The organism is Comamonas sp. GW821-FHT11H03 (assembly GCF_058807955.1).
In genome coordinates this window covers 306,987-322,944 of record NZ_JBXARF010000007.1, presented here as the reverse complement: position 1 = coordinate 322,944, position 15,958 = coordinate 306,987, and the positions used below count along the sequence as shown (strand labels likewise).

General features: G+C 60.3%; 10 protein-coding genes. 8 read left to right on the top strand and 2 right to left on the bottom strand.

From position 1 onward, the window contains the following. The coding region (locus tag AC1RTQ_RS17340; RefSeq protein WP_492877526.1) for an acetyl-CoA C-acyltransferase at positions 1-699 on the top strand (699 nt) is incomplete at its 5' end. Positions 700-865: 166 nt separating this feature from the next. Here the strand turns inward: AC1RTQ_RS17340 and AC1RTQ_RS17335 are convergent. Further along, complete coding sequence (locus AC1RTQ_RS17335) at positions 866-1,903, bottom strand: recombination-associated protein RdgC (RefSeq protein ID WP_492877524.1); 1,038 nt, start codon at positions 1,901-1,903, stop codon at positions 866-868. A gap of 262 nt (positions 1,904-2,165) precedes the next feature. Here AC1RTQ_RS17335 and AC1RTQ_RS17330 point away from each other — a divergent pair, with 262 nt between their 5' ends. Next, positions 2,166-2,720: a Spy/CpxP family protein refolding chaperone gene (locus AC1RTQ_RS17330; RefSeq protein ID WP_492877522.1), complete on the top strand. Its 555-nt coding sequence runs from the start codon at positions 2,166-2,168 to the stop codon at positions 2,718-2,720. 217 nt (positions 2,721-2,937) lie between these two features. Continuing rightward, a complete protein-coding gene (locus AC1RTQ_RS17325) occupies positions 2,938-3,501 on the top strand; it encodes an acyloxyacyl hydrolase (RefSeq protein WP_492877520.1) in 564 nt (187 codons plus the stop codon). Positions 3,502-4,972: 1,471 nt separating this feature from the next. Here AC1RTQ_RS17325 and dinG read toward each other — a convergent pair. Next, positions 4,973-7,144: an ATP-dependent DNA helicase DinG gene (gene dinG / locus AC1RTQ_RS17320; RefSeq protein WP_492877518.1), complete on the bottom strand. Its 2,172-nt coding sequence runs from the start codon at positions 7,142-7,144 to the stop codon at positions 4,973-4,975. Between the two features lie 1,015 nt (positions 7,145-8,159). On the opposite strand from dinG, the gene AC1RTQ_RS17315 reads away from it, so the two are divergent. The 5 genes from AC1RTQ_RS17315 (at position 8,160) to AC1RTQ_RS17295 (ending at position 15,954) form a co-directional block, all read left to right on the top strand. Further along, positions 8,160-9,323, top strand: a complete 1,164-nt coding sequence (locus tag AC1RTQ_RS17315; RefSeq protein ID WP_409811945.1) for an efflux RND transporter periplasmic adaptor subunit — start codon at positions 8,160-8,162, stop codon at positions 9,321-9,323. Between the two features lie 20 nt (positions 9,324-9,343). Then, complete coding sequence (locus AC1RTQ_RS17310) at positions 9,344-12,457, top strand: efflux RND transporter permease subunit (protein WP_409811947.1); 3,114 nt, start codon at positions 9,344-9,346, stop codon at positions 12,455-12,457. Beyond that, positions 12,435-13,730, top strand: coding sequence for a TolC family protein (locus tag AC1RTQ_RS17305; protein WP_492877515.1), 1,296 nt, complete (start codon positions 12,435-12,437; stop codon positions 13,728-13,730). The genes AC1RTQ_RS17310 and AC1RTQ_RS17305 overlap by 23 nt, the downstream gene beginning before the upstream one ends. Before the next feature lie 122 nt (positions 13,731-13,852). After that, positions 13,853-14,557, top strand: a complete 705-nt coding sequence (locus AC1RTQ_RS17300) for a response regulator transcription factor (protein ID WP_003065317.1) — start codon at positions 13,853-13,855, stop codon at positions 14,555-14,557. Continuing rightward, positions 14,557-15,954 (top strand): sensor histidine kinase, encoded by a 1,398-nt coding sequence (locus tag AC1RTQ_RS17295; RefSeq protein ID WP_492877513.1) that lies wholly within the window; start codon positions 14,557-14,559, stop codon positions 15,952-15,954. Before AC1RTQ_RS17300 ends, AC1RTQ_RS17295 begins: the two co-directional genes overlap by 1 nt. Positions 15,955-15,958: the final 4 nt, after the last annotated feature.

Here is a 15,958-nt window from a genome sequence, read left to right as displayed (position 1 = left end):
GAAAACGTGGCCGAGCGCTACAAGATCAGCCGCGTGATGCAGGACGAGCTGGCCGTCATCAGCCAGCAGCGCGCCGCTGCCGCCATCGAGGCCGGCCGCTTCAAGGAGCAGATCGTTCCCGTGGAAATTGCCAGCCGCAAGGGCGTGGTGCTGTTCGACACCGACGAACATGTGCGCGCCGCCACCACGCTGGACACCCTGGCCGGCATGAAGCCCGCGTTCAAGAAGGAAGGCGGTACGGTCACCGCCGGCAACGCCTCCGGCATCAACGATGGCGCGGCTGCCGTGCTGATGATGAGCGAGCAGGCGCTGAAGTCTTCCGGCGCCAAGCCCATTGCCCGCCTGGTCGGCTACGCCCACGCCGGCGTCGAGCCCGCATACATGGGCATCGGCCCGGTCCCCGCAACGCAGAAGGTGCTGGCACGCACCGGTCTGAAGATCGAACAGATGGACGTGATCGAAGCCAACGAAGCCTTCGCCGCCCAGGCCTGCGCCGTGATCCAGGAGCTGGCTCTGGACCCTGCCAAGGTCAACCCCAACGGCTCCGGCATCTCCCTGGGCCACCCTGTCGGTGCCACCGGTGCCATCATCACCACCAAGGCGCTCTACGAGCTGCAGCGCACCGGCGGCCGCTATGCGCTGGTGACCATGTGCATCGGCGGCGGCCAGGGCATTGCCGCGATTTTCGAGCGCGTCTGATACCGCGTTTGCGCAGCACCTGAAGCGCCCATGAAAAAGGCCTGCCGGAGACATCTGGCAGGCCTTTTTTTTGATAGCTTCTTGCGCTTGCTAGCCATTGATTTCAGCATCAATTAATGCTGAAATCCTTTATTCACATGCTCAAGCAGCTACATCATTCATAGCGTCAGAAAGGCGCCTCTTCCGGGGCCGTATCGGCGGGCGCCGTGGCCGGGCCGGTGAACGTGCCCTGGCCGCGTCCCTGTGCCAGACGCACGGGCAACGTCTCTGCCGCAGGCGCCGACGCCAGCGATGCCGGCAGGCCATCGCCCAGACCCGTGCGCCCTTCCCCGCCCAGCGCCTCGATCAGATCGGGAATCAGGCGTGACAGCTCGCCCGTGGCAATCGCCACATCGGTATCGAAACCGCCATCGTCCTGGCTGTTTCCGTCCATCACTGCGTCAAGCAACGCGATCTTCTTGATCTGCAGACCTTCGCTGAGCACAAAGCTCACGCGGTCATCCCAGGTCATGGCCAGCTTGGTCGGCAGCTTGCCATGCTCGATATGCTGGCGCACCTCGTCGATATCGAGCGGGTGGCGCGCATAGCGCACCACGGCCTTGGACTCATCGGCGGCCTTGAGCTCGCACTCGCGGTCGATGGAAAAACCTGCCGGAGGCTCCTGTGTCATCAGCCAGTGCGCCATGGCGGCCTGCGGACTGGTCTGCGTGTCCAGCAACGCCACCGCAAAGCCTGGCAGGCCTTCGACCAGCAGCGTCACGATCTCGTCGGCACGGCCTTGTGCGCTGGTATCGAGCACCAGCGTGCGCGCCTGCGCATCGATCCACACCCACATGCTGCCCTGCTTGGTGAAGGCCATGGGCAGCAGGTCCAGCTTGGCCTCGTCCTTGAGCTCCTTCTTTTCCTTCTTGCCGGGCTTGCGGCCCTCCGTCTTTTCGATGTGCTCGGCCTTTTCGTTGACCTTGCGGTTGAGCACGCTGGCCGGCAGCATCTTGGACTCGCTCATGAAGCGCATCACCCACTGGCCGGCCACGCTTTCCGCCAGCGGGCCATGCGGCTCGCCGCGCGGCGGCACCCAGCCCACGGAGCGCTCCTGGGTCGCGCCGCACTCCTCAAACACCGTCTTTTGCAGCGCATCTTCCAGCAGCTGCAGATCGCCCTGCCAGCTCTCGGCAATGCGATAAACAATCATGTTCTTGAACATCAAAAACCTTTGCTAAACCTTCAATCGTCGCCAGCTCCTGCAGCTGGATCTCGCGGAAAAAAATCGGCCGCCAACGCAGCCCATGCATGCATTGTTGCGCAGTCGGAGCCACTCAAACTTATCAAATCTTTACAGAGCGGCTGCAAAACCTCACGTCTCAGAAACATGGGGGGTCCACACTTCAGTCATCCGCTACCGAATGCCCATTCAGGAGCAAGACCAGGCGGCCACTTCTTCCACTTCAATCGAAAAGGAAACAGACATGACCCGCTTTCGCCAGACATTGACCGGCGCCGCTGTTGCAACCGCCCTGCTCGCCTCGCTGAGCCTGCCCAGCTTTGCCCAGACTTCCACCCCTGCTGAGCAACCCGCAGCAGCTCAAAAAGCGCCCGAGCCGCACCAGCACCAACGTGGTGACAAGCGTGGCGACCGCATGGAGCATATGAAGCAGCGCATGGAAAAACTCAAGGCCGAACTGAAGCTGACGCCTGCGCAGCAAGCGGCCTGGACCACCTACACCCAGGCCATGAAGCCCGGTGAACGCCCTGCCCCCGGCGACCGCGAAGCCTTTGCCAAGCTGACCACGCCAGAGCGCATCGACAAGATGCGTGAAATGCGCGGCAAGCGCATGGCCGAGATGGACCGCCGTGCCGAAGCCACCAAGGCCTTCTACGCCCAGCTCAATGCCGAGCAGAAAAAGACCTTCGATGCGGCCACCCTGCACATGCATCACCAGCGCGGTGAGCGCCATCACGGCCACCATGGCGGCCAACCCGGCCAGGAGCGTCCCGCAGCTCCTGCCCCTGCGGCAAAGTAAGCCGAGCTCAATCGCCTTCTCCACAAAAGCCCCCGGTCGTCATGACCGGGGGCTTTTTTCATTTCGATATCAATTGGCTGACTACCAACGCAAGCGCTTGCCGACAGAACATTTATTCACAAGCTTTTAGATTCATATCCACAGAAGGAGCGAAATCCAGGCATTACCCAAGCATCGATGTCGCTACCCAATTCAACACATTTAGATGGCAATTGACATGAAAAAACTGCAATTGGCAACCAATCTTGTAGTCCCGACGCTGATCAGCCTGGCAAGCCCCATGCTTCATGCACAGCCTGCGCAATCATCGACAACAGCTATCTATCTGCAGTACGGCTCGGCGGAGCACAACACCGACAGCTGGACGGGCGGCGTCATGCTCCCCTGGAACTGGAGCTACGCCCTTGGCTCGGGACGGATGACGGGTTACTGGGATCTCTCTGTCAGTCGCTGGTCGGCCGACTATCAGGGCGGCAATCGTTCAACCTGGGTTCTGGGAGCACAGCCCACATTACGCTGGCGCCCCTCTCAAGGCCAGTCTCCCTGGTTCCTGCAAGCCGGCCTGGGCGCGAGCTATGCCATCAACCACCGCTTCATCACCGATCACAAGGAATTTTCGACCCGCTACAACTTTGCCAGCCATATAGGCATCGGCTACCTGTTTGGCGAACAACTGAAAAACGAGATCAGCCTGCGCTTGGAGCATCAGTCCAATGCAGGCATCAAGCGCCCCAATCCGGGAGAGAACTTTCTTCAGCTGCGATACGCACGCCACTTCTGAATTTCCGGGCCAGTGCTATCCAGCTCGACCAGGCCGCCCAACGGGCGGCTTTTTTCATGCTTTGCAGCAGCTCCACGACCTGTGAATAAACATGGTGATAAAAGACAAGGAAATTTTCAGTTTTCCACAGATAGGCTGGCTTCTGGAAAGTTGTTCCCAAATCAAGGACAGCGGCAGCCCATGTAAGGGCACAGACTTCAGGAAAGCATAAGTTGTTGATTTTTAATGAAATTAATTACTTATCAACAATTAAGTGAACTACTTACTATTACTACTAAGTAAAAAGATAAGACTAGAAATAACAACTTTGGTCGAAGTTTACACAGCAATCGGAGAGCTCCTGGATAAAAAAACCGGCCGATCAGATCAGGTTCAGGAAGTTCTTGCTTCACCACAGCTCTGACATCTGATGTGCTCAAGCATGCTTGCACCAGTTGTTCACTATAAAAAACATAGCTAACTATGCATATATAGCAATGTATTTATCCGATTTAATGCCAAACAAGGAAGAAATGAATTTCTGTGGATAACCAGATACCAACTATTGGGTTTTCCACAAAAATCAAGAGATCGGCAAAGTTGTTCATGGATGGAGGACAGCAGCGACCCTGGTTTGTCTCCATGTTTGTCATCGTGCAAGAGACTTGATTTGTCTTGTTTTTTTGAAGTTATCAACAGCAGATGCCAAGTCTTACTACTACGACTATATTTTTATAAGACTTCTAAAGAACAACTGAAGGCAAACTCGCAAACAGGGGCTGGGCGAAGCTGGAACTGCGCGTGTTCAGCTGCTTCAATCCCTTTGTTTCAGAGGGAATTTCAGAAAAAAAGCCCTTGGTGAAAATTGACGCGCCAGATCTTGAAAAATTGGCGTAAGATGCGCCTCCTCAAAGATCCGAGCTGGGGATAAATTCCTGTGGCAGAGACTATGAAGCGCTTGTTATCCACAGAATGTTATGAACAGCTGGGGGAAACTCGCCACGCATGCATGCCGCCAATGCCGGCTGCTGATGGCTTGTCATGCATTCAAAAAAATTCAATGATCCGTAGATCATTGTTTTCAAAGGATTTTTTGACTCTTGCTTGAAATCTGAATCAAGACTGGGCGGGATGCGGTTGGCATCCGGGCAGGCGCAAAGGCATTGCAACAGGCGGCAATGCCGGAGCTGGCCGCCCGCCATGCAGACCGTCCAAGAAGAAAGGGTCGGATCGCAGGCGTATCGGGAATCGCGTATTGCTTGGGGATGGGCTTGCCGCGCAGTCCGGCAAATCGCTGCAGATGCCGCTCGCAGTGCCGGGCAAGTGTTAGAAAAATTACAAATGCGACTCGGGCGAGCAGGGCGGTGCCGGCCGGGCTGAAAACCGGCAGGCCGTAAATGTCCAGGACGCGCCCAAACCGGCTGGCAAACGCGCTGAGAGAGCGGCAAAACAGCCTGGAGTTGCTGCTGCAGGCCGCCCTTCGCGCAGGACCTCAGGCCCCTCGGACTGGGCGCTTTTGCAGCGTGAACGGCGGCAGGCCCTTGATCAGCAGCTGGCCGTAGCTGGTGCCCGTCAGGCGACGGTCATAGCAGTACACATGGGCCTGGTCTTCCTCGGTCCGGATAGCGCGGCCTACCCACTGGGCCAGGCGAATGGCCGTGGCCGGCACCACCAGCTCGTTGAAGGGGTTGCGGCCGCTGCTGCGCAGCCATTCGGCTCTGGCTTCGCCAACGGGGTCATCGGGCGGAGCAAAAGGCAGCTTGGTGATGAACAGGGACTCGCAGAGTGCTCCGGGCAGGTCCAGTCCTTCGCCAAAGGACTGCATGCCGAAGATGATGGAGGGCTCACCCATCGCCACGGCCTCGCGGTGGCGTGCCAGCAGTGTCTGGCGGGGCAGGGCGGTCTGCACCAGCACCTGGTTGCGCATGCTGGTGGACAGCGCATCCACGGCCTGGCGCATCTGCTCGCGGGATGTGAATAAGACCAGTGCGCCGGCCTCTATGCGGCTCAGATCGTTCAGCAGGGCCTCGACCATCTCCTCGGTAAAGCGGGCGGCTTCACGCGGGTCTGAGACCGTTTCACGGGCCACCAGCGTGCCCTGGCGCGCATAGTCGAAGGGACTTGGCACTTCCAGCGTGGTGACAGAGGCGTCATTGGCCAGCCCCGCCTCACGCAAAAAGAAGTCGAAATGCCCGCAGCTGGTCAGCGTGGCAGATGTCAGCACCGCACCGCGAACCTGCGACCACAGGTGCTGGCGCAGGGTGGCGCCGGGCTGTATCGGGCTGGCATGGGCCTTGACCACGATGAACTCGCCGTCCATCTCCAGCGTGAACCACTTGGCATGGGGCACCATCTTGCCGTCGCCATCGCTCTCGTTGTTCTGCAGCAGCAATTGCGTGGTGTTGAAAATGGCTTCCAGCCTGGGCGCCAGGGCGCCTACCTGCGCATAGACGGTGGACAGGCGCTGCGCCTCCTCGGGTTGCTCCTTGATTTCGGCACGCAGAGCCTTGGAGACGGCACGCAGCGCATCCAGAAAGCCGTCGGCATGGTGCGCAATCTGTCCCAGAGGCTCCAGAAGGGCCTCTGGCAGCATTCCGCGGGGTGCCCGTACCCTGGCCGGCCCATAGCTGTCTTTTTGCGATTTGAGGGTCTCTCCGTAGTGCTCCATGACCAGTCGCGCCAGCTCCTGCATCTGCTGGCGCAGCTGACCCGCATGCTTGGGCACGTCGGCCAGCTCCTCGACTTCGGCGACCTGGTTCACGCGCAGCGCACGGCTGGCCAGCTTGTCGATCCAGCCCAGGCGGCTCAGATCCATCTCGCCGGCAAACTGGTCCAGAGCCGTGGAGGGCAGGTGGTGGGCTTCATCGAGCACCAGCAGGCAATTGTCCAGCTCGGGCAGCAGCTTGGAGCCCAGCGAGGAAAGCAGCAAATCATGATTGGCGACAATGACTTGCGCCGCCACCAGGTCTTTGCGGCGTTCGTAATAGACGCAGCTGCCGAAGGCCGGGCAGTGCTTTCCGGTGCATGAAGAGGACTCGGCTGCCACGGGGCTCCAGGCCTCGGCCTCCGGCGGGGTCTCCAGGGAGTCGCGGTCGCCGTTCCAGGCCTCGGTGGCCAGCGCATCGGCCATGGATTTGTAGAACTGCATGCGGGCCTGCAGTTCATGCTGAGGACGGCTGAACTTGGTCTGGCCCTGCTCATCGCCAAACAGGTCGTCCATCTCGTCCTGTGCTTCCCCCGTGCTCGCCAGACGTTCCAGCTTGAGTTTGCAGACAAAGCGGCCACGTCCCTTGGCCAGCGCGAATTTGAAAGGCTGGTCCAGCTTTTGCGCCAGGGCCGGCAAATCCTTGTTCACCAGCTGCTCCTGCAGCGCCACCGTGGCTGTGGAGATCAGCACGCGCGTGCCGCGCGACAGCGCCATGCGAATGGCCGGAATGCTGTAGGCCAGCGATTTTCCGACTCCGGTTCCTGCCTGCACGACAGCGATGGCTCGGCGCGGTTCCGGATCGTCTTCATCGATTTTTCCGAGCTGGGCCTGGCTCAGCGTTTGCGCGATCTGGGCCGCCATTTTTCGCTGCCCATCACGACTGCGAAATCCCGGCATGGCCCCGACCACGGCATCAAAGGAATTCAGGGCCTCTTCAGCCCACTTTTTTTCATGCATTTCAGCGTTTTTTGAGACGCAAAGACGCTGTGCTTTGGCGTTTTATAAGTATTCGTACAGAGATATGTATCAAATAAGATTGAATTTCTTATGTGATACGGCATACAAAACAGTGGTTTTTGTATGCTCTGTGGTTGTATCCAGTGAGCAGTTTCAATGAAACTTTTCCACCACTTGTATGTGACTTGTTCATTGTAGTTGTGGATTCTGTCCGTGATAGTTACCAAGAAACTTATCCACAGAGTCATCCGAGAATTGATCTGTACATATCATGGGGGTAACCATGTATGCATGCATGTGGATATGGTTGTTAAATTTTTATGAATAAAAAACTTTTTCTAGATTTCGTTGTGGCAGGCGTTTTTCAGGATCTGCATAGTTTTCAAGCGCTGTGAGTAAGTTTGTTCAAGGCTTGCATCGCTCTTGAAGGGTATGAATTTCTCAATTTATCCACAGGTTCGGCGGATCTGCTGCTGAAGGTCTTCAGGCTCTGAATTTTCCACTGATGACGGTCACGCCACGGGTTTGTATGCCAGAGCGGCCATTTCTGTTGAAATCCGGGATGCGGAGGAAGGACAGGCGCAATCTATCCACTGCGTGGATAACTTCAATGCTCTACTTTTGATAGTAGATATCCAATGGTTATCAATGGATTGATCGTGTTTTCTGAGAAATTCAGAGATAAGGCATGGCCTTGGCTTCGGTCACGATTTCTAGATACTTTTAATACTCATGTATGAAAAAATACATGAAAAATGCCTGCTTTTTAAGCAATTGACAGAGGCTGTCGATGAATTGCCTGGAAAATGGGCAGTTCATCGGGTCTGCAGGCTGATTTCCCTGCTCCGCCCTGGCCGGGCTGCTCTCTGGCCGTGCTTTGGCCTGTGCCCGGGCTTACCAAACCGTAATGCGTGTGTCATCCACGCAGCTGGTGGCTGTTCCTAGCATGCTGGCATCACTGCAAGTGAAGCAGCGGACCAGCTCATCACTTGCCAGTCATGGAAAAGGGTGAACGATGAACAAAAGCCTTGTGGGACTGCCGGGAGCGGCACATTTAGCAAACTGGACATGGGCAAGACTGCCGGTGGTGGCTGCGGCCATCGCCGTGGCGGGTCTGTTGGGTGGCTGTGATGCCTCCAAGGCCACCGAGGAAGCGAAGAAGCCGCTTGCGCAACTGCCCAAAGGCTTTATTCAGGTCAAGCCGGAATCCGTGAAGATGCTGGAGATCGCGCCCGTGGCCGATCCGCAAGGGGTGCAGATGGCCTGGGCTCCTGCGCATGTGGCGTTTGTCGAGGATCGTGTGGCTTCGGTCGCAGTGCCGTTATCGGCGCGCGTCGTGGCGGTCAATGCGCATGTGGGCGATATGGTCAAGGCCGGTGATTTGCTGGCGACGCTGGTCAGCCCCGATGCACTGCGCACCCGCTATGACGTGGCAGCGGCCAAGACCGCACACGACGTGGCTGTGGTGGAGGCCCAGCGCCAGCAGACCATGGTGGACAAGGGTGTGGGTGTGGAAGTCGATCTGCGTGCCGCGCAGGCCAAGCTGCGTGAAACCTCGCAGGAGCTTGGCCGTGCACAGGGCACGGCAGCGCTGCTGGGCTCCGGTGGCGGCGATCGTATCGAGCTGCGCGCACCGCGCGCCGGCATCGTGGCCGAGCGCAAGGCCGTGGTGGGTACTGCTGCCGAGCCGGGAACGGCACTGTTCATGATTGGCGACCCCCAGGCCATGAACGTGGTCGCAGAGGTATTCGAGTCCGATCTGCCCGGCATTCGTCTGGGCAGTTCCGTACAGGTCGAGGTACCGCAGCTGCCCAAGCCGATCAAGGGCACGGTCCGTCATCTGGGGGCCACCCTGGACAAGGAGTCACGCCGCGCTGCCGTGGTGGTGGAGCTGAGCGAACAGAACCCGGTGCTGCGTCCCGGCATGCAGGCCAAGGTGGGCGTGCAGTTGTCGAATCTGCAGGAGATGCTGATTCCCGTCACTGCCGTGCTCATCAAGGATGAAAGCCGCAGCGTGGTCTATGTGCAGCATGAGAACAACCAGTTCGAGGCGCGCGTAGTGACGCTGGGGCGTCCATCGCGCGGCATGGTGCCGGTGATCAGCGGCCTCAAGGTCGGTGAGAAGATCGTGGTGCGTGGTGGTCTGCTGCTCGACGGCGCGGCCAGTCAGCTGCTGTAGTCCCGGCAGGAGTCTGAACCATGCTGCGTTCATTTATTGCATTTGTCGTCCATCGCCGACTGCTGGCGCTGTGCGCCACGCTGGCGATTGCCATCTATGGCGTCTACGCCTATCTGCAGACAGCCATCGAAGCCTATCCTGACGTGACCAATGTCCAGGTCGGCGTGATCACCCAGGCACCTGGCCTGGCTCCTGAGGAAGTGGAGCGCCAGATCACCCAGCCGCTGGAGCGTGAGCTCAACGGCACGCCGGGTCTGATATCGCTGCGCTCGGAGAGCTATTTCGGTCTCTCCATGATCAACCTGGTCTTCAACGACGACGCGAAAAGTTTCACCGCGCGCGCCGAGGTTTCGCAGCGTCTGCCGCAGGCAGATCTGCCCAGCGGCATGACGCCTGAGATGGCGCCCGACTACACCCCGCTGGGCAAGATTTTCTACTATCGCCTGCAAAGCGACAGGCACACCCTGGCGCAGCTGCGCACCGAGCAGGAATGGCATGTGGTGCGCGTGCTCAAGCAGGTGCAGGGCGTGGCCGACGTGGTGAGCATTGGCGGCTTCGTCAAGGAGTTCCACGTTGAAGTGGACCCCGAGAAGCTCTACAGCCTGGGCCTGTCGCTGGACGATGTGAGCGATGCGCTGTCCAAGTCCAACCGCAACGTTGGCGGTGGCCTGATGCGCCGCGGCGAGCAGTCCTTCATCATTCGCGGTATCGGCCTGTTGCGCAATCCGCAGGAGATTCAGGATGTGGTCGTTGCCATGCGTGGCAAGGCTCCTGTGACCATCGGTGATGTGGCGCGTGTCGCGCAGTCGCATACGCCGCGTCAGGGCTCGGTGGGCATGGACGAGCAGAACGATGTGGTGCAGGGCATTGTGCTGCTCAAGCGCGGCGCCAACCCCTCCATCGTGCTCGATGACATTCATGCCAAGGTCGATGAGCTCAACAGTGGCGGCCTGCCTGAAGGCATGCACATGGTCACCAACTATGACCGCTCCGATCTGGTGGGCCATACGCTCAAGACCGTGCAGCACAACCTGCTGTTCGGGGCCACGCTGATCGTGGCCGTGCTGTGGCTGTTCCTGCGCAGCCTGCGTGGCTCGCTGATCGTGGCCACCGTGATTCCGCTGTCGCTGCTGGTGGCCTTCATCGGCCTGCACTGGCTGGGCATGCCTGCCAATCTGATCTCCATGGGAGCCATCGACTTCGGCATCATGGTGGACGGTGCCGTGGTGCTGGCCGAGAACATCATCCGCAATGCACGCCAGCGCAAGCCGCAGACGGCCAATGACATGCGCCACATCATTGTGGATTCGGCCGTTGCCGTGGCCAAGCCCACGCTGTTCGCCATGGCCATCGTGATTGCGGCGCTGATTCCCGTGTTCTCGCTGCAGAGCATCGAAGGCCGCATCTTCCGCCCGCTGGCCATGACCTACAGCTTCGCCCTGCTGGGTGCGCTGGTGTTCGCCATGGGTCTGGTGCCTGCGCTGTGCGCCCTGATGCTCAAGCCCAAGCATGTGATGGTGGAAGAGCCCAAGATCTTCGACCGCGCGCACCACGGCTACCAGCACTGGATCGCCAAGGTGCTGGGCGCAGCCAAGCGCCGCACGGCCGTGATCGCGGTGTTTGTGAGCGTGCTGGTGGTGGCCGGGGTTTCGGTCAAATGGCTGGGCACCGAGTTCCTGCCCGAGCTCGATGAGGGCGATGCCTATGTGCTGGTGCAGATGCCGGCTTCCATCTCTCTGGAAAAAGGCCAGGAAGTGCTGCGCGATGTGCGTCTGCGTCTCAAGGTGTTCCCAGAGGTGATTACCGTCACCACGGAGCAGGGCCGCCCCGAATCGGGCACCGACAACGAGACGCTCAATCTGGCCAAGGTGCTGGTGCGCCTCAAGCCTCATGGCGAATGGCGCAAGGGCCTGACCAAGCCCGCGCTGATCGAGGAAATGCGTGCGACGTTGGGCGAGATTCCCGGCGTGGCCTTCAACTTTGCACAGCCCATTCGCGACAGCGTGGAAGAGTCCACATCGGGCGCGCGCGGCCAGGTCGTGCTCAAGCTGTTCGGCCCCGATATTCCTACCCTGCGCGGCATTCTTCAGCAGACCAAATCGCTGGTGAAGGACATCAATGGCGTGGTCGATCTGGATCTGTACCGCGATGCCCCGGCACCCCAGGTGCATGTGCAGTTCGACCGCCAGGCGCTGGCGCGCCAGGGTATTGCCATGGAGGATGCGCAAAAGACGCTGGAAGTGGCCCTGGCCGGCAATGTGGCCACCACTTTGTGGGAGGGCGAGTTCCCCGTGCCGGTGCGCGTGCGCCTGCCCTATGTGGACCGCATGGACGAGGAGCGCATTCGCAACATCGCCATACCGCTGCCCGATGGTGGCTCGGTCCCTCTGGGCTCGGTCGGTACGGTCAGCATGAAGGTCGGCAACTCCTCCATCTTCCGCGAAGGCAATGCGCGCTACATGGCGCTCAAATTCAACGTGGAAGGCCGCGACATCGGCTCGGTGGTGAAGGACACGCTGGCCACCTTCAAGCAGAACGTGAAGCTGCCTGAGGGCTACCAGGCCGTCTGGGGCGGCGAGTGGGAGAACCAGCAGCGTGCGGCTGCACGCCTGAAGGTGGTGGTGCCGCTGTCTCTGGTCATCGTCTACGCCCTGCTGTTTGGCGCGCTGGGCCAGGCCCGCAGCGCCGGCATCATCTTGCTGTGTGCGCCGTTCGCCATGGTGGGTGGCATCGCAGCTTTGCATCTGGCGCACATCGAGCTGTCCATCAGCGCGGCCATCGGCTTTATCGCCTTGCTGGGGCAGGTGGCCCTGGCGGGCTTGCTGGTGGTCTCTGCGGTCGAGGATTTGCGCCGTCAGGGCATGCCCTTGATGCAGGCGCTGATCGAAGGTGCAGCCGAGCGCATGCGCTCCATCATTTTGGTGGCCTTGCTGGCGCTGCTGGGCCTGCTGCCCATGGCGCTGTCTACCGGCGTGGGTAGCGAAACCCAGCGCCCCTTTGCCTCGGTCATCGTCGGCGGCATGGTGGTGCTGCCACTGGTGGCACTGGTGCTGCTGCCCGTGCTGTATGCCTTGCTGGGTCCCAAGAACATGTTGACGCAGGAAGAACGTGATGAAAGCGCTCAAGATGAATAAGTGGCACTCCCTGGCCATGGCCGCTGCAATGTGCTGCGGTGCTTTCAGCGGCATAGGCCATGCTGGCGAGACTATGGATGCAGCCGTACAGAGCAATGCTGCAGCGGGCCGTATGGTGGCCCCTGCACAGCCTGTGACCCTGCAGGAATATCTGCGCATCGTCGTGCAGAACCAGCCCAATCTGGCAGCTGATCGCATGCAGCTGGATCTGGCAAAGGCAGACAGCAAAACGGCTGCCACCATACCCAATCCTGCCATGCACTACTCCAGCAAGCGCGGAGAAAAGGAATGGGGTGTGGAGCAGGCCGTCCCCATCTTCGGCCAGCGTGGCATGCGCATCGAGAACGCCAGACTGGGCGAGAAGGCCGCCGCGGCCAATGCCGATGTCGCAGTCGCCGTCACCATGAGCGATGCAGCCCATGCCTTCAACGAGCTGCTGGTGGCACAGCAGCGCTATCAGGTGTGGTTGGCTGCCCGTGATGAGCTGGAGAAGGCTGGCAACATCGTCAAGGGCCAGATCGAAGCAGGCACGCGCAGCCGCTACGACGGCGCGCGCCTTAACCTGCAACAGGCCCAGATGAGCATGCAGGTCAGCAAGGCTCAGGCCGCCTTGCGGGATGCCGCATCGCGCGTGGCCAGCATTGCGGCCTTGCCGCAATGGCAGGTGCGTGTGGAAGGCAGCCTGCAGGCCACTGACATTCGCAAGGCAGCCGGCTACGAGCAGCTGTGGAACCAGGCGCAGACCCAGTTGCCGAGCCTGCGTGCCGCGCAGGCCGAGCTCGACAGGTCGCGCCAGAAAATCAAGCTGGAGCAGCGTGAAGCATTGCCCACGCCATCCTTTGGTCTCTCCCGCATCCGCAACAGCGTGGATGGCAGCTTCAACCAGGTGGGCGTGAGCGTGGAGATTCCGCTTTTCGACCGTCGCCAGGGCCCTATCGAGCGCGCCAAGGTGGAGGCCGATCAGGCCGAGCTGCGCCGTGATGCGGTCGTGCTTGCCGCTCAGTCCGAATTGCAGCGTGCCCTGCAGCAGCTGTCGCTGCGCCGAACGGCCGTGCGCGACTACGAGAAGGAAGGGCTGGCGCAGATTGCGCCGCTGCACCAGATGGCACAAGACGCCTACAAACTGGGCAAGGGCACGATTCTGGAGCTGATCGATGCACTGGGCTCGATTACCGAGCACAGGCTGGAGCACCTGGAGTTGGTCAAGGACATGCTGGATGCCGAGTGGGAAGTGCGTCAGGCCAGCGGTGATCTGCCACAGGTGCAGCCTTGAGCGAGGCGAGGGAGATGGCGCAAACCCCTGTACCACCTCCTGATGCCGCCACATCGCCGGCTGCGAAGGTGGAGGCAACGGCTTATAGTGTCTGTCCCCCAACGGCCAGAGACAGACTCAGCATGTACCGCTACCTCATCATCGAAGACGATGCGCTCAACGCGCGTTACATCGCTGAAGGGTTGCGCCAGCAAGGCGCGCATGTCAGCGTCTGCGGTGACGGCGTGCAAGGCATTGCACAGGCCGTTGGCGAGAACTGGGATGTCATCATCCTCGACCGCATGTTGCCCAATGGCTTTGACGGGCTGCAGATTCTGCAGACACTGCGCTCCATGGGCAAGCAGACGCCGGTGCTGGTGCTCAGCGCATTGTCTGCCACGGATGAGAGAGTGCGCGGGCTCAAGGCCGGCTGCGATGACTATCTGACCAAGCCCTTTGCATTTTCCGAGCTGTCGGCAAGGCTCGAAGCTTTGGTGCGCCGCGCTCAGATCCCGGCTCCCACGCGCGAGATGCAGGTGGCCGATCTGCGCGTCAACCTGATTTCGCGCAGTGCCGAGCGCGCCGGCCAGCCGCTTTCGCTGCAGCCGCGCGAGTTCCGCCTGCTGGCGTTTCTCATGCAGCACGCGCACCAGATCGTCACGCGCACCATGCTGCTGGAGTCGGTCTGGGATTACCGCTTCGATCCGCAGACCAATGTGATCGACGTGCACATCAGCCGCCTGCGCAGCAAGGTGGACAAAGGCTTTGCCACGCCTCTCATCCATACCGTGCGCGGTGTGGGCTACAGCCTTTCGGACCAGCCGCAAGACCTGCCCGAGGTGGTCTGATGCTGCGCTCCAGACCCTGGAGTTCGCTGGCCTTCAGACTGGCGCTGAGCTATGGCGGCCTCCTGGTTCTGACCATGGCCGTTGTGCTGGCCGTCTTCTATGTCCAGACCGTCGGCGTGGTGCGGGTGAGGCTCGACAAGCAGGCCGAAAACCATGTGCGCAGACTGACCGAGCACTCGGCCAAATACGGCCCCGGAGCGCTGGAAAGCGAGATACTGCAGACCATTCGTGACGGTGTGAATACCGACACGGAAATCCTCATTCTCATGAACCCGCAAGGCGAGACCATTGTCAGCAATGCCGAGGTCTACCCTCCGCGCAAGCTCAGCATCATGGGCGTGCGCGAGCTGACCGTGAAGCGCAACGGGCGGCTGATGGTGGGCCGGGTTGCCGTGGTCGAAATGCCCAATGGCAATCTGCTGGCCGTAGGCAGCGACATGCAGTTGCAGCGCGACATGGAGGAGCTGTTCGGCCAGGCCAGCTTGCTGGCGGCCGTCGCGGCCTGCATCATGGCCCTGATAGGTGCCATGGTCTTCAGGCGTGTGGTGGATGAGCGCGCAGCCGCCATTCGCAACACCATGTCGCGCGTTGCGGCGGGCGATTTGCGCCAGCGCATTCCGGTCGATCAGCGCGGTGATGAATTCACGCTGCTCAACCGTGATATCAACACCATGCTCGATCGGCTCGAGCAATTGATGGAAGGCATACGCCATGTCTCCAACAGCATTGCGCACAACCTCAGAACGCCGCTGACGCGCATATTGCTGCGCCTGCGCAACGCACAGCAGGCCAGCCCCGAAATGCAGTCCGCCACGCTGGCGCTGGTGGCCGAAGAAGTCGCTGAACTCGGTGTGGTGTTCGAGAAGCTTTTGCAGATTGCCGAAGTGGAAAGCGGAGCCAGTCGCAAGAGCTTTGCGCCGGTTGACCTGCAGGCCTTGCTGGTTGATGTGGTGGACTTCTACGAGCCGCTGGTGGAAGACGCCGGCGGCATTCTCAGGCTGGATGTGCAGGAAGGTGTGCAGGCCCTGGGCGATGGTGACTTGTTGGCCAGCGCCGTCTCCAATCTTGTCGATAATGCTATCAAATACGGAGCATCATCCGACGATATTCATGGCGCTGATGTGCTGCTGCGTGCGGCCCCAGCGCAGGGGCAGGGCAGCGATGGAGCATGGGGGGTGGAGATCACCGTGCAGGACCAGGGACCGGGCGCAGATCCTCAGAGTCTGGAGAAGATGACCACCCGTTTCTATCGCGCAGAATCGGATCGCCCAGGCTACGGACTGGGCCTTGCCAGCGTGCTGGCCATTGTCCAGCTGCATGGCGGCAAGCTCAGTTTTCATAACGCCAATCCGGGCCTGGTGGCGCGTATCTGGCTGCCTGCCGTGGCCGATGTCTGAAGCG